Consider the following 15,247-nt stretch of genomic DNA (forward strand, 5'->3'; position numbering starts at 1 on the left):
CGGGCCGCCGACAGCAAATCACGGCCGCTCCTTGCGCGTTACAGGGGGAATATGGAAACCGGAAAAACAGCACGCAAGGCGTGGAGGCTACTTCAAAGATCACTTTGATATCAGGCAGCTTCCGCCCCCATAGCGGACTTTGCAACCTAAGTTAGCAGTAGACTTGAATCGTCAAGATTAAGCGCACCATACAGTCATGGTTCAGGTTTTTAGCGCGCATCCGTAGAGCGGTGTATTCCATCCGTACGTCATTCCCATGGCCAGACCCAGCGCGACCCAAACGAAACCGGGCATGCTTATGCGCTTGTTGATTAGTTTGATCACGTTCTGGCGCACGCAAAGCGCCACACAAAGCACAATTGCAGGTACGCCTAGCAGAATTTGAGGAACTGCCGGCATGAACAGGCCGAACAAAAGGATGGTGAAGCCAACGGCGTCGACTACCCCACACTTTGCCAGATACATACCGAAAACGGCGGCGGTTACCGTAAGTGCGCCCGTTACAAATGAATAGGTCCAGCTTGGCCGAATAGACGTGTAGGGATTAGGTTGGTTTAGCATTATCGTGATAGAACTTACACTTCTCCATCTAAAGGGCTGCTGTTGGCTGATCTCGCCATTGGCGAAAGGATAGCAGATTGCCGAAGTGGAAAAATCACGGACTATCACGACAGGCCGCTACCGCCCCAGGCCGTGTAAAAACAGACGCACTAACTCCAGTACCCACATTTTACCTTTAAGGGTTCACCTGGAGGCCGCCGCAGGCCCTTAAGGCCAGCGGAGTTTTTCCCGGACCTAGCGGGATCATCAGCATCGCAAAGGCCCATACGACGCGTAGCGCCAATCACGCTGCGCGGACAGGCTCCCGAACTTTGCGCTTAACCTCGTTCTTCAGATCCATCATATCCATCAAGTGCTTTGCTTCGCTTATCGGGACTGCCCCCCGTCGGTGCGCGCCATGCGGCAATCCAGTCGATCAACTGGTTTCCTGGAATGGGACGACCCATAAAATGTCCTTGGCCCTGGTCGCATCCAAGCGCCGCCAGCAAATGCCAAACCGCAGCGCTTTCGATTCCCTCGGCGACCACGCGCAAGCCGAGGTTGTGACCCAGGTCGATGGTGGAACGGACGATCTTGGTGTCATCGATATCATGCTCCATGTTCAGTACAAACGATTTGTCGATCTTCAGTTCATCCACCGGGAGGCGCTTCAGGTACGCCAGTGAGGAATAGCCCGTGCCGAAGTCATCAATCGACAGGGAAAAACCCATCGCATGCAGGCGTTCCAGGGTTTGCTGGGCGCGGACCGGGTCGTCCATGATGGCGCTTTCGGTGATCTCCAGGCAGAACGAGGACGGCGCGAGCTGGTGGCGCGCCAGAATTTCTCCAAACTTGAGCGGCAAGTCCTGGTCGAGCAAGTCACGCGGGGACAGGTTGACGGACACTTTCAGATCGATACCCACAGCGGCCAGTTGCTGGCACAAGGTAGCCGATTGTTCGAGCACCCAACGTGTCAGGATTCGAATGAAGCCAGTCTGCTCGGCAAAAGCAATGAATTCATCCGGGAACAGGAAGCCCCGTTCCGGGTGCTCCCAACGCACCAGCGACTCGAAACCGACCACCTGACCCGTATTGAGGCTGATCTTTGGCTGCACTCGCAGCCGGAATTCATCACGTTCCATGGCGGCGCGCATTTCGCTCAGCAGTGAAAGGTTTATTTCACTCGAACCATCGATCCTGGCATCGTAGACGACTGCGCCATCCTTGCGCTGTTTGGCGGCATACATGGCCACCTCGGCAACGCTGAGCAAGGTGTGGCTGCCGGCGGCATGCTCCGGATAGCCGGCAATGCCGAGGCTTGCGCCGATGTCGACCGTCTGGTCTTCCAGCGACAGCGGTGTTTCCAGGGATGCCAGAATGCGCGATGCCATGCGTTGCGCCTGCTCGATGCCGGTACCGGGCAGCAGCACGGCAAACTCATCGCCGCCCAGACGGGCGAGTGTGGCCGGCGCATGCGTGCCATCAGCCAATGCCAGCTGCAGGCGTTGTGCAACCACGCGCAGCAACGAATCGCCATAACTGTGGCCCATGACGTCGTTGACGTATTTGAATCGGTCCAGATCCATCATCAGTACAAACACCGAATGCCCGCGCTTTTCTGCGTCCGCAATCGATGCGTCCAACTGCAGGACAAACTGGGCACGGTTAGGTAGCTCGGTCAGCCGGTCCCAATAGGCGAGGCGGTGGATTTCCTGCTCGCGCGCGGCCACTTTGTCGCGTATGTTGGAAAACGCATCGGCCAATTCACTGATCTCATGTTCGTGTATGAACTCTATCTGGCTGTTGCCCGCGCGCCGTCCGGTGCTGGCGGGATACCGGCGCCGACGCGCCATCTGTATGACGGAAACAACGCCGGCGGCGCCCGTGACCATGGTGGCTATGGCCAGGCCGATCAGCAGGCTTGCGGCGTGGCCGTCGTCGGCTTCATTGCGCTGATGGATGACCAGTAAGCCCAGGATTTGCAGGACGATGATCAGCGCCAAGAAGAACACTACAATCACCATGTCCGAATGAGATACACGCGCCTTCATGGGCTCGGATGGCTTGACCACGTGTGAGCGGCAATGCCAGGCAACACAGCGGGGCGCTTGAACAATGTTAGCATTTCGGACATGCTGGTATCCACGATGGTGATTGGCATTTGAGAATTCGGACTGCACAGGTAATTCGTTGCCTATTGTAACTGCCATGAGGACGGACCGGTATCGGCGAGAAAGCTTTCCCGAGTATCAAGGCGCGCCAAAGATATGCGTTCGCCGATTGGCGATTGGAGCGGTTTTCGTTGGCATCACGGAAAAGTACTGCATGAATTAAATCCTGTGTTTTCGGTTTTCTGTCAGACTTGATGTGAGTTATCAATGTAGAATTCGCGGAATTAGCCGACGAAACGGTGCCAGCGAAATCAGGGAACTTAGGAAAAGCATGGATCGCAATGATTTATTGTCTGCAACGCTGGCAGAATATCGGCGCGGTTTTTTGAAATCGGTTGATCGTGCGCTGACGCTCAGCGCCGGCGCATTGTTTGAGAAGACTAACGGCAGCTACAGGTCGGTCGATCAAATGCGTTATCTCGATGCCCGCGGCATCCTGTTGGGGCGCGATGCCGATCTGCGCCTGCAACTGCAACGGAGCATGGACCAACTGCTGAGCCGCAGTATGGAGACCTCCTACAGTACATTTCGGCCTTCATTTTTTTCCAGTCTGCGTGCAGGCAAGCTTACGCTGGTCGATTCGAGTGCGTTTGAAGATGAATTGCGTATCGGTGACATGACCAACCGTTTTCGCAACGCCGCCGAGGAGCCGCTACGCGATTTGAATGTCCGCATCGCACACTTGTTCGAGCAAGACGCGATCAAAGAACGCGAAAACCCATTTCGCCCTTACCTATTGTCACGCAGCATTGCAATGGCTGTCGAAAGCCTGGGTGTTCCGGTCGAGTTAGCCGGCGTCCTGCTTGCTCAGCTGGGCGAGAGCATGGAGCCGCTGGTCGCCGAGATTTACGATGATGTCAATACGCTGCTGGCCCACCATGGAATCGAGGCGCAGGTTCAGATGGCAAGGCGCAGGCCGACAGTCAAACCTGAGCCAGCGCCGCCGGTCGAGGCCGATGTGAAAGCGGCTGCGCCGGCAGCCCCCGGCACGGCGGCAAGATGCCACGATGGCGGGGCCGACAGGACGCCAGCCGCTGCAAGCACGCGCACGGTCGAACAATTGCTCCACATGGTCAGGGAAATGGCTGCGACAACGTCGGCAGACACCATCGCGCCTGTGCAGGCAGACCAGAGATCAGGCCGACATGGTGGTGCACACCAGCCCCCATTCCGGCGTCAGGAACAAGACCAGGACGAGGGATTGGCGCCTAGTTCGGGCTATTCCGGCCGGGGCAGCAACGATGGGGACGGTGCCAGTTCGCGTGAGGCGCGCGATGACGCGCCCTTGGCCGGCACCGGCACCGGCATCGCAACGGGCAGCTGGTTAGGCGGCAGACAGATGGTCGGCGAGGCGTTGCGCAAATTTTTTCGCGGTGACAGTGGCGGGGGCCTGGCTGGCAAGATCCAACGCACTGCGACGATGCGACTGGCCGCCTCGGTCGATCAACTGATACTGGAAGGTGCAGCGGCTGGTCCGCAGATATGCGAGGTGAGAAATCTGCTGCTGGAACAGCGCGTCAGTCTCAACACCATGACCGACGATGTCGCTGAAAAGATGACAATCGATATCGTCGCGATGTTGTTCGAGTTTATTCTGCGCGATCCCCTGGTGCCCGCAGAGGTGCGGGCACAATTAGGTCGACTGCAATTTTTGGTATTGAAGATTGCACTGTTCGACACCAGCTTGCTGACCCAAAAACAGCATCCTGTGCGCTTGTTGCTGAACCGCATAGGCTCGATTTCGCTCGGCGTGATCCAGGTCGAGCCGAGGGGTGAAAAGATCACCGCTGAAGTTTGCCGCATCGTGGAAGTATTGTTGCGTGATGGACGGGGCGGCGTCGATCAGTTTTCCAGCATGCTCGATGAATTCGACGCCTTCATTGAAAATGAGCTGGGCGCCGGTGATGTCAATGTCGAGCGTGCCGTGCACTTGGCAGCGCAAGCCCAAAGCCGTACCTTGCGCTTCATGGATGCCACTGCCAAAATGAATGTCGCTTTGACTGGTCTGTCGGTCGATCCGTTTTTGCATGACTTTTTCGTCAATGATTGGGTGCAGGTGTTAGAGATCAGCGGGCGAAGGGATCCGGGTGCGGCCCATTCTTTCAAGTTGCTTGTGCCCGATCTTCTATGGAGTACTACCCCTAAGGTCAGCAAACAAGACCGTCTTGATTTGTTTGCTTTGCTTCCAGGTATGTTGGACACGCTGCGGGAGGGTTTGGCCATGACGGACCAGGCCGAAGAGCGTCAGCAGCGCCTGTTGAATTGGCTGGTCGACGCCCATACCAAGGCCCTGCGCCCGCGCAAAAAAGATTCGCCTGCTGCGAGTCGGTCATCATTTCACCGGCACTTCGATCAATTTATCAATGCGCAGGCTACTGATCTGGCCGGGGGCGATTGCGCCAACTCGGACAAGTACCGGCAGTTCCTGGATGAATCGATCAAGCAACGCGATTTCCAGATTCAACTTCTCGATAGCGTGTTCGATCATGCCGAAGGCGTGCCGGTTGACGACAACGCGCGCGGTCCGGCGCCAATGCCGGTCTTGCCACTTGAGTCGAGCGCGAGCGTGATGGAGCGCTTACGAAGCGGCATCGCCATCGCCATCACTGTGGGTGAGGAACGCAGTCTGGGCCGACTCAACTGGATCGATGCGAACGCCGCCCATATCGTGCTGACGCTCGACGGACAGGTGACGCCGTCGATGATCAGTGTCCGCTTGTTTCTGCGCCTGTATCAGAGTGGCCGCGTCAGTTTTTTGGAGGCCACGCCGCTGTTCGAACGCGCATTGGCATCCTTGCTGGAGTCAGCGGACAGGATGGACTGAGCAGTCGGCTTGGCGACGCACGAATGCGCTTAAATATCCCGCCGAGTTGAAGTTGACTCCGGCAAGTGCCATGTCGGGATGTAAGCCCTGAAAATATCGGCATCATTCTGATTGGACGCGCAGCTGCTCTGTCACGGCCTAACGTAAAAAAAATTCGCGCCTCCACGCCCGATGCTGCAGCCAGTTCGACCATATGGATACTTAAGTGGCGGCTATCGCCCCCCCATTGCGGACGCCCATGCCGGATCAAGTGAATGCTTCGGCGCTATATTCGGTCCAGCAATTCACTGGCCACCTGGTCAAGGCCCTCATCGCGCTCGCCTTGCGATGGCACCTTCACCATACGTTCCAGTTCTGGCCGAAGTAACATGACTAACTCCGGCGAGCGCGCGATGATCCCAGTAACTACGCTCCATTTCCACGTGTCGTCATCTGACGCAAGAACTTCACGAATGCCCGGCGCTACGATTCGACCTGCACTTGCAAGGAACGGGACCAACGTCTGAGCAACTGGCCAGTTCAGGTCTGCAACCCAATCGAGTAAGCGAGGGTCGCCAGCATCCCCTGCGGTAACGATTGCTTTAGCCGTTCCTACATCATGTTTATCGACAGGTGTCATCCTTAAGCCTTGTAGCGTTCTGGAAGCAACGCGTCGTTGCGAGCTGCTATTGTTGGCTGCAGATTAGGCCGGTCGAGTCGCCAGGGAAGGTAAAAACGCGAAAGCGCCGAGGTACCCGAAGCGCTCGACCCTGCAAAAACGCGCGCCACGGCGTTTTATCGGTGTCGGAAATGGTAAAGAGACCCTGAAGCCCCGCAAATCTCGCGGTTTTACACAGCCTCGTCCCCAGGCAGACCTCATCCCCGCCAATGTACCTGAACAGGAACAGGATTTCTCAGCTGACTCAGTCGCGCTATTCCTTGGCACCGGCATTTACTTCATTTTGCGTTCAGGATTCTTGCGGTCAAAGGCCAGCGACACCACATTGGCCCCGCGCCGCACGTTGACGGTATTCACCTGGCGCGGCAGGAAGTCGACCAGCAGTTCGTCATGCACGCGCGCGATGTCGGTCAGCGTTGCGCCGTCCAGTTCCTGATAGATCACCACGTTCTCCACGCTCGCCGTCATGCCCACCCACTTGAGCGGCAGGCGCTTGCCATCCTTGCCCAGCACGTAGAATTTCTCGTCGGTGTAGGCGCGCAGCAGCGCTTCATCTTCCGGCGTCGACAGGTCGACCTGGCGCTTGTGGCGGCGCGCCAGCAGCGCGTCGACATCATGCGCCATCAGGGTATGGATGATTTCCACGCTGCCGCTGCGCGGGTTCTCGCTCATTTCCGCGATCCCGAAATGGAAGCGGTGCGCCAGCGCGCCGCCGGCCGCGCCAAGCAGCAGGGCGGCCGCCAGCACGCGCATGAATTGGCGCTTCATTTGGCCGCCTTGGGCGCTGCCAGCGGCGTCTTGAAGTCGCGCATCAGGTCATCCTTGCCTTTTTCAGTCTTGAACAGCTCCAGGCGCGACTGCGTCGTCTTGCGCGGCCAGGCATTGTTGGAGGTGTCGATGTCGGCCGTTTCCCAGTAAGGGTCCTGCACCAGGCCCACCATCGGCTCGTCGGTGACGATCAGCTTGGTGATCTTCTTGGGCGAGTAGCGCCACACTTCGGCCGGAATGCGCTCGATGTATTTTTTGCCGGACTTGAGTTCAATCTCCAGTACCAGCGGCGTCACCAAACCGCCGCTATTGGAAAAGTCGACCAGATACAGGTGCTTGCCCTGCTTGAGCAGTGCCTTTTCCCACGGCTCCAGCGTGGCCATGGTCTCGTGGTACTGGTTGCGGTCCTTGTTGGTGACCGTGAATTCATCATGCTCGTTGTAGAAGTCCTTGAGCTGCGGCTGGGCGTCGACGCGGCGCGGCATGGACAGGTCCAGCGTTTCGCCCACGGCGCGCGGCTCGGCACGCTTGCGCGCACGCTGCCAGGCCTTTTCCACTTCCGGGTTCTTGGTGCTGACCGTGTACTCGGTAATGCCGTCCACGCTCACTTCGACCGCATCGTTGGTGTAGAACCAGCCGCGCCAGAACCAGTCAAGGTCGGTGCCCGACGCGTCTTCCATGGTGCGGAAAAAATCGGCCGGTGTGGGGCGCTTGAACTTCCAGCGCTGGGCATACTCGCGAAAGGCAAAGTCGAACAGCTCGCGTCCCAGGACCGTCTCGCGCAAGATGTTGAGTGCCGTTGCCGGCTTGTTGTAGGCGTTATTGCCGCGCTGGAGCACCGAGTCAGAATTGGTCATGATCGGCACCTGGTTCTTGCTGCGCATGTAGGCGGTAATGTCGCGCGGATCGCCCGCCTGGCCGGGGAAGCCCTTTTCCCAGGCGCGCGAGGCAAGCAGTTCGAGGAAGGTGTTGAGGCCTTCGTCCATCCAGGTCCACTGGCGCTCGTCGCTGTTGACGATCATGGGGAAGTAGTTGTGGCCCACTTCGTGGATGATCACGCCGATCAGGCCATACTTGGTGCGGCTCGAATACGTCAGCTCGCCCGTCTTCTTGTCCTTGGTCGGCCGCGGGCCGTTGAAGGAGATCATCGGGTATTCCATGCCGCCCACCGGACCGTTGACCGAGATGGCGATCGGGTACGGGTAGTCGAACGAGTACTTGTTGTACTGCTCAATGGTGTGGATGATGGCGGCCGTGGAGTAGCGCTCCCACAGCGGATTGCCTTCCTTCGGGTAGTAGGACATGGCCATGACGTCGGTGCCATCCTTCTTGAAGCCCTGCGCGTCCCAGATGAACTTGCGGCTCGAGGCAAAGGCAAAATCGCGCACATTGACAGCTTTGAAGTGCCAGGTCTTGGTGGCGCTGACACGCTGCTTTTCGGCCGCTTCGGCTTCCTGCTGGGTGACGATAATGACCGGCTTGGTGGCCGTTTTCGCCCGCTCCAGCCGCTCGCGCTGGGTGGCGGTCAGCACGGCTTGCGGATTTTGCAGCACGCCGGTGCTGGCCACGATATGGTCTGCGGGGACCGTCAGCTGCACGTCGTAGTCGCCAAACTCCAGCGTGAATTCACCGTCGCCGATGTACTGCTTGTTCTGCCAGCCCGTCACGTCATAGTAGGCTGCCATGCGCGGGAACCACTGGCCGATTTCGTAGATGTCGTTCTTGTCTTCGTCAAACTTCTCGTAGCCCGAACGGCGCGCCAGCACCTGCATTTCCGGGATGTTGAAGTTCCACTCCACCTGGAACACGAAGCGCGACTTGGGCGCCATCGGCTGCGGCAGGTCGATCCGCATCATGGTGCCGTTGATGATGTACTTCAGTGGCCGGCCGTCCGCCGTCTTCAGGCCCGTGATATTGAAGCCGCCTTCGAACTGGCGCGCTTCGAGCACGTGGCGCAGACCTTCAAAGCGTAGACCCTCGGTGGCGCCGCCGCGCGCCCACGCATCACGCGAAGGGTAGCTGGCGATCTTGCGGTTGTCCGAATCGGCCCGGAACATGTTCTGGTCCAGCTGTACCCACAGGTAGTTGAGGGTGTCGGGCGAATTGTTATGGTAGGTGACGGTGCCGGCGCCGCTGATGCGGCGCCTGGTTTCGTCGAGCGTGGCGCGCATGACGTAGTCGGCGCGCTGCTGCCAGTAGGCGTGGCCCGGTGCGCCGGAGGCGGTGCGCGTCTCGCCCGGGGTCGGGAGCAGCTCTTCCAGCTGGCGGAACTTGTCGTCGAACGGGTCGGCTGCCTGCACCGGCAGGGCCAGGCAGGCAATGGCGGTAATGAACGCCGCGGCGTGGTACTTGAACATAAAGCCTCTTCTCAATCGTCTGTCTTGCTGCGCGCTGCGCCTGCCTTATTTTTTGCCCTTGAGCGGGGTGCGGTAATCCTTCATCAGGTCATCCTTGCCCTTTTCGGTCTTGAACAGCTCCAGGCGCGATGGCGTGATCTTGCGCGGCCAGGCATTGTTGGAGGTGTCGGTGTCGGCCGTTTCCCAGTATGGGTCCTGGGTCAGGCCGACCATCGGCTCGTCGGTGACGATCAGCTTGGTGATTTTCTTGGCCGAGTAGCGCCATACTTCGGCCGGGATGCGCTCGATGTATTTTTTGCCGGATTTGAGTTCAATCTCCAGCACCAGCGGCGTCACCAGCCCGCCCACATTGGTGAAGTCGACCAGGTACAGGTGCTTGCCCTGCTTGAGCAGTGCCTTTTCCCACTCTTCCAGTTCGGCCACGCTCTCGTTGTACTTGTTGCGGTCCTTGTTGGTGACCGTGAACTCGTCATGCTCGTTGTAGAAGTCCTTCAGCTCCGGCTGGGAATCGACCCGGCGCGGCATGTCGCGGTCGCGCTGGTCCGATACCGACACCGGCTCGGCGGCCTTCTGGGCCCTGCGCCATGCCTTTTCCACATCCGGATTCTTGCTGCTCACGCCATATTCGGTAATGCCGTCCACGCTTACATCCACCGCATCGGTGGTGTAGAACCAGCCGCGCCAGAACCAGTCAAGGTCGGTGCCCGAAGCGTCTTCCATGGTGCGGAAAAAATCGGCCGGCGTCGGGCGCTTGAATTTCCAGCGCTGGGCATACTCGCGGAAGGCAAAGTCGAACAGTTCGCGCCCCAGCACCGTTTCGCGCAGCACGTTGAGGGCGGCGGCCGGCTTGGCGTAGGCGTTGGCGCCGAACTGCACCAGCGATTCCGAGTTGGTCATGATCGGAACCTGGTTACGGCTGCGCATATAGTCGACAATGCCGCGCGGCTCGCCGCGCGAGTTGGGATAATCCTTTTCCCATGCATCCTGCGCCAGGCCCTGCACAAAGGAGTTGATGCCTTCATCCATCCAGGTCCACTGGCGCTCGTCGCTGTTGACGATCATGGGGAAGTAGTTGTGGCCCACTTCATGGATGATGACGCTGATCAGGCCATACTTGGTGCGGCGCGACCAGGTCAGCTCACCAGTCTTCTTGTCCCTGGTCGGACGCGGGCCGTTGAACGAGATCATCGGGTATTCCATGCCGCCGATCGGGCCATTGACCGAGATCGCCACCGGGTACGGGTAGTCGAACGAGTACTTGTTGTACTGCTCCACCGTGTGCACGATGGCCTGGGTCGAGTAGCGCTCCCACAGCGGGTTGCCTTCCTTGGGGTAGTAGGACATGGCCATCATGTCGGTGCCGCCCTTCTTGTAGCCCTGCGCATCCCAGATGAACTTGCGACTTGAGGCAAAGGCGAAGTCGCGCACATTGGCCGCTTTGTAGTGCCAGGTCTTGGTGCCCGGCGCGCGCACCTTTTCGGCGGCCGTCGCTTCGGCCTGGGTCACGATGATGACCGGCTTGGAAGCCGTCCTGGCCGCCTTCAGGCGCTCGCGCTGCACGGCTGTCAGGACCGCTTCCGGGTTTTGCAGTTCGCCCGTGCTGGCCACGATATGGTCGCTTGGTACCGTGATCTGCACGTCATAGTCGCCAAACTCCAGCGTGAATTCGCCGCTGCCCAGGAATTGCTTGTGCTGCCAGCCGTAGACATCGTAGTAGGCTGCCATGCGGGGGAACCAGTGCGAAATTTCAAACAGGTCGTTCTTGTCGTCCTCGAAACTCTCGTAGCCGGTGCGCCCGCCCTGGACCTTGGCGTTGCTGATCTTGTAGTTGAAGTCGATCGAAAAGGCCACGCGCGCGCCAGGCTTAAGCGGCTGCGGCAGATCGATGCGCATCATGGTCTTGTTGATGACGTGCCGCAGCGGCGCGCCATCTGCGCCCTTGACGGCGGTGATGTTGAAGCCGCCGTCGAAATTGCGGTTCTCCAGAATCGAGCGCATGGTCTCGAAGCGCACGCCGTCGTCTGCGCCGCGGGCGCGCGCCCACGCTTCGCGCGAGGCGACGGTGGAGGAGGCCAGGGCGTCGGAATCCTTGCGGAAGATGTTCTGGTCCAGCTGCAGCCACAGGTAGGTCAGCGTGTCGGGCGAATTGTTGTGGTAGGTGATGGTTTCGGTCGCGGTGATGGTGCGCCTGGCTTCATCGAGAGTGGCGCGGATGGTGTAGTCGGCGCGCTGCTGCCAGTAGGCGTGGCCCGGGGCGCCGGCGGCGTTGCGCACTGCGTTACCGGTGGGGAGGACTTCTTCGAGCTGGCGGAACTTGTCGTCGAAGGGTTCGGCAGCCGACACCGAGATCGTGAAGCAGAGGGCCGCAAGGCCGAACGGCAGACGCATCATACGTAACCTGAGGGTAAGGATTGGGATCAGGCATTCTAGCCTTACCGAATAGTCAATTGTCCGCTGGAATTGTAAAAAACCTGAAACATGCCACGCCGGGCCGCGCCGCATGCATATACATATGCCGGGCGCGGAACCGCGTCGCATGCAGATGATCTATTTTCCAAGGGTCAATATGTTATAGTCCCTCGACCTTGCCGGCGATGGCCGGCGGACCAGTTTTGGAGCGCAGCGTATGCGAACCCAAGGGTACCTGGCGTTTGTGATTGGCATGTGCCTGACGGCGTGGACCTGCATGAAGGTCAGCGATGCCCAGCAGGCCCGGATCAGCAATACCTTCCAGCGCGACACCGACAAGATCGCTGCCGATACCAGCACACGCCTGAAGATTTATTTCGACACGCTGCTGTCGATCAAGGGTGCCTTTACTATCAACGACAAGATCAACCGCGCCCAGTTTGTGCGCTATGTGGACGAACTCGACATCCGCAAGCGCTACCCTGGTTTCCAGGCAATCCAGTTCGTGCGCGACGTGCCCGATGGCGATGTGCCGCGCTTCGAGGCCAGCGTGCGCGGCGACACGTCGCTCCTGACGACGGGTTATCCCGACTTTGCGGTCCATCCGGTCGTCAAGAGCGAGCGCCATTACATCATTGAATACAGCGAGCCGCTGGCCGGCAACGAGATCGCCTTCGGGCTGGACCTGGCGGCGCTGCCGCCGCACCGGGCCGCGCTGGAACTGGGCCGCGACAGCGGGCAGCTGGTGGCCACCGAACGCATCACCCTGGTCCAGGACAAAACGGGTGAACCGGGCTTCGTGGCGCGCGCCCCGGTCTACCGCCAGGACCTGCCGGCCACCACGGTGGCGCAGCGGCGCGCGGCCCTGGTGGGCTGGGTGGCGATTGTGTTTCGCGTCAATAACCTGATGCAGGAAGTGCTCGACCCGGTACTGGCGCCGAACCTTGCCATCCGCATCGACGATGCGGGCGACGGCCAGGCCGCGGCGCCACCGGCGCCGGACAAGCTGATGTTTTCCAGCCCGGGCAGCGGTGCCCGTCCGATTCCCGGCATGGTTGTGTACAAGCACCTGGACGTGGCGCAGCGGCGCTGGGTGATGCGCCTGGCGGCACTGGAGGGTCCCCGCTACAGCCAGAACCTGACGCCGGTGGTATTGGTGGCCCTCGGGGGCACCCTGGTGAGCATGCTCATCGCGGCGCTTCTGATCGCGTGGGCCCGCAGCCGCGCGCTGGCGGCGCAGGTGCGCGGCGCGCTGGAAGAGCAGCGCGCCTTCCAGGACAGCGCCAGCGTCGGCATCGCCCTGTTTGCGCACGGCCAGGTGGTGCGCTGCAATCGGGGCATGGAAGACATCATGGGCTATGGGCCGGGCGAACTGGCGGGGCAGCCCAGTGCCATCCTGACCCAGGGCCACGAGCAGGCGTTTCGTATTGATCCGCTCACCCGGCGCGCGCAAAGCGAACTGGAACTGGTGCGCCGGGATGGCAGCGTGATGTGGTGCCTCATCAATGGCAAGGCGGTGGGCGAGTCGCCCCTGGCCGGCGAAGAGGTGTGGGTGATCCAGGATATCAGCGACCGCAAGCATGCCGAGGCGGCCCTGCTCGATGCCCGCGACGGCCTGCAGACCAGCCTGTCGGAACTGGCGCGCCAGAAGGCCTCGGTGGAGGCGGCCCAGCGCGACCTGTCGAACGTGCTGAACACGCTCAACCAGGCCCAGACCAATCTGATCACGTCGGAAAAGATGGCTTCGCTCGGCTCGCTCGTGGCCGGGATTGCCCATGAACTCAATACGCCGATCGGCAACAGCCTGCTCACGGCCACCGCGCTTGACGACATGGTACGCGGCTTTGAAAAGCAGTATGCCGACGGCGGCATCAAGCGCTCGGCGCTCGAGACCATGGTGGCCGACACCAAGACCGCGTGCAGCATCATGACCAGTTCCCTGCACCGCGCGGCCGACCTGATCACTTCGTTCAAGCAGGTGGCCGTGGACCAGACCAGCGACCAGCGGCGCCGGTTCAACCTGAGCGAGGTCATTGGCGACACCTGTGCCACCTTTGCCGCCCAGTTCAAGCGGGCCAATTGCGACACCCGCATCGACTGCCCGCCAGGGCTGGTCATCGACTCCTATCCGGGTGGCGTGGGCCAGGTGCTGTCAAACCTGATCAACAACGCCTTGCTGCATGCCTTTGAGGGCCGCGCGCACGCCAGCATGACCATCTCGGTGCGCGAGACCGGCGACGGCCATCTGATGCTGGTGTTTGCCGACGATGGCGTGGGCATGCCGCCCCGGATCCTGCACCAGGTATTCGATCCCTTTTTCACCACCAAGATGGGGCAGGGCGGCTCCGGGCTGGGCATGAACATTGTCTATAACATCGTCACCGGCATGCTTGGCGGCAGCATCGCAATTGAATCCTCGCCGGGGCAAGGCACGACCGTCACCATCCGCATGCCATGCGTGGCGCCGCGCCGCGACGGGGAGGGCGTGGAATTGAAGCTGCTGTCGATTCCCTGACCCGCGGTGCGCCGTGGACCTGGCAGCGCGCATATACTGCGGGGACATTTACCCGAGGCTCGCACCATGGCACACAAGCCCCCCAGTGATCCGACTGCGTCCGGCGCGACAAGCTTTGCCCTGAACCGCAATCGGCTCCAGCTTTTGCATCGCATTCACAACGCGCTCGAAACCCCCATGGCCCTGCTGGGGCTGGCCTGGTTTTGCCTGATGGTGGTCGATCTTACCCGGGGGCTGGGCGATACCGGCAACACTGCCACCACGGTCATCTGGGTCATCTTCATTGCCGACTTTGCCCTGCGCCTGATCCTGGCGCCGCGCAAGCTGGCCTACATGCGCAAGAACTGGCTGACGGTGATCGCGCTGGTGCTGCCGGCGCTGCGGGTACTGCGCTTCGCCCGCGTGCTGCGCGGCCTGTCGCGCCTGCGCGGCCTGCCGCTGGTGCGCATCCTGGCGTCGATCAACCGCGGCATGCGCGCACTGGGCGAGACCATGCAGCGGCGCGGTTTCGGCTATGTACTGGCGATTACTTTGATCGTCACGCTGGCCGGTGCGGCCGGCATGCTGCATTTTGAAGGCAAGGTCGCCAGTGCCGCGGGTGCGTCAGGGATCGACGACTTCTGGTCGGCCCTGTGGTGGACCGGCATGATGATGACCACCATGGGCAGCGAGTACTGGCCGCGCACGGGGGAGGGCCGGGTGCTGTGCATGTTCCTGGCCATTTATGCGTTTGCGGTGTTTGGCTATTTTACAGGCACCATCGCCACCTACTTCATCGGGCGCGACCATGTCGAAGCTGCCGACGGCGCCACCTTGCAGGCGCTGCGCGAGCTGCAGGAACAGGTGGCGCAGCTGCGCGACGAGCTGGCGCGGGCGCAGGAGGCGCGCGGCCAATAAGCCCATCCTGGTCAGCCCCTGTTTCGTTTACGTTTCCATCAGTCTAGGTTGCGCCGCGAGACGGGCTTTGCTGGGATCATGGACGTCCTCACGAGAAAAGGAGAACAT

At 60.5% G+C, this 15,247-nt stretch carries 9 protein-coding genes; 3 read left to right on the top strand and 6 right to left on the bottom strand.

What is annotated here, in order from left to right:
- Nucleotides 1-201: 201 nt before the first annotated feature.
- Nucleotides 202-669 carry a hypothetical protein gene (locus KY495_RS13465; protein ID WP_219879931.1) on the bottom strand — a complete coding sequence of 156 codons (468 nt, stop codon included), beginning with the start codon at nucleotides 667-669 and terminating at the stop codon, nucleotides 202-204.
- A 209-nt stretch (nucleotides 670-878) separates the two neighbouring features.
- Nucleotides 879-2,591 (bottom strand): putative bifunctional diguanylate cyclase/phosphodiesterase, encoded by a 1,713-nt coding sequence (locus KY495_RS13470; protein ID WP_374040955.1) that lies wholly within the window; start codon nucleotides 2,589-2,591, stop codon nucleotides 879-881.
- A 391-nt stretch (nucleotides 2,592-2,982) separates the two neighbouring features.
- Here KY495_RS13470 and KY495_RS13475 point away from each other — a divergent pair, with 391 nt between their 5' ends.
- A complete protein-coding gene (locus KY495_RS13475) occupies nucleotides 2,983-5,535 on the top strand; it encodes a DUF1631 family protein (RefSeq protein ID WP_219879933.1) in 2,553 nt (850 codons plus the stop codon).
- Between the two features lie 265 nt (nucleotides 5,536-5,800).
- On the opposite strand, the gene KY495_RS13480 is transcribed toward KY495_RS13475, so the two are convergent.
- The 4 genes from KY495_RS13480 to KY495_RS13495 form a co-directional block, all read right to left on the bottom strand.
- A complete protein-coding gene (locus KY495_RS13480) occupies nucleotides 5,801-6,154 on the bottom strand; it encodes a DUF5071 domain-containing protein (RefSeq protein WP_219879934.1) in 354 nt (117 codons plus the stop codon).
- Between the two features lie 312 nt (nucleotides 6,155-6,466).
- A complete protein-coding gene (locus KY495_RS13485) occupies nucleotides 6,467-6,961 on the bottom strand; it encodes a DUF6702 family protein (RefSeq protein WP_229518293.1) in 495 nt (164 codons plus the stop codon).
- Nucleotides 6,958-9,318 carry a M1 family metallopeptidase gene (locus KY495_RS13490; RefSeq protein ID WP_219879935.1) on the bottom strand — a complete coding sequence of 787 codons (2,361 nt, stop codon included), beginning with the start codon at nucleotides 9,316-9,318 and terminating at the stop codon, nucleotides 6,958-6,960. Before KY495_RS13490 ends, KY495_RS13485 begins: the two co-directional genes overlap by 4 nt.
- Before the next feature lie 45 nt (nucleotides 9,319-9,363).
- Complete coding sequence (locus KY495_RS13495; RefSeq protein ID WP_219884241.1) at nucleotides 9,364-11,706, bottom strand: M1 family aminopeptidase; 2,343 nt, start codon at nucleotides 11,704-11,706, stop codon at nucleotides 9,364-9,366.
- A gap of 238 nt (nucleotides 11,707-11,944) precedes the next feature.
- Here KY495_RS13495 and KY495_RS13500 point away from each other — a divergent pair, with 238 nt between their 5' ends.
- Entirely contained in the window at nucleotides 11,945-14,242 is a 2,298-nt protein-coding gene (locus KY495_RS13500) for a CHASE domain-containing protein (RefSeq protein ID WP_219879936.1), read from the top strand.
- A gap of 66 nt (nucleotides 14,243-14,308) precedes the next feature.
- On the top strand, nucleotides 14,309-15,139 hold the full coding sequence (locus KY495_RS13505) for an ion transporter (RefSeq protein WP_219879937.1): 831 nt from the start codon (nucleotides 14,309-14,311) through the stop codon (nucleotides 15,137-15,139).
- Nucleotides 15,140-15,247 lie beyond the last annotated feature (108 nt).

It is taken from the genome of Massilia sp. PAMC28688 (assembly GCF_019443445.1).
Taxonomy (GTDB): Bacteria; Pseudomonadota; Gammaproteobacteria; order Burkholderiales; family Burkholderiaceae_D; genus Telluria_A.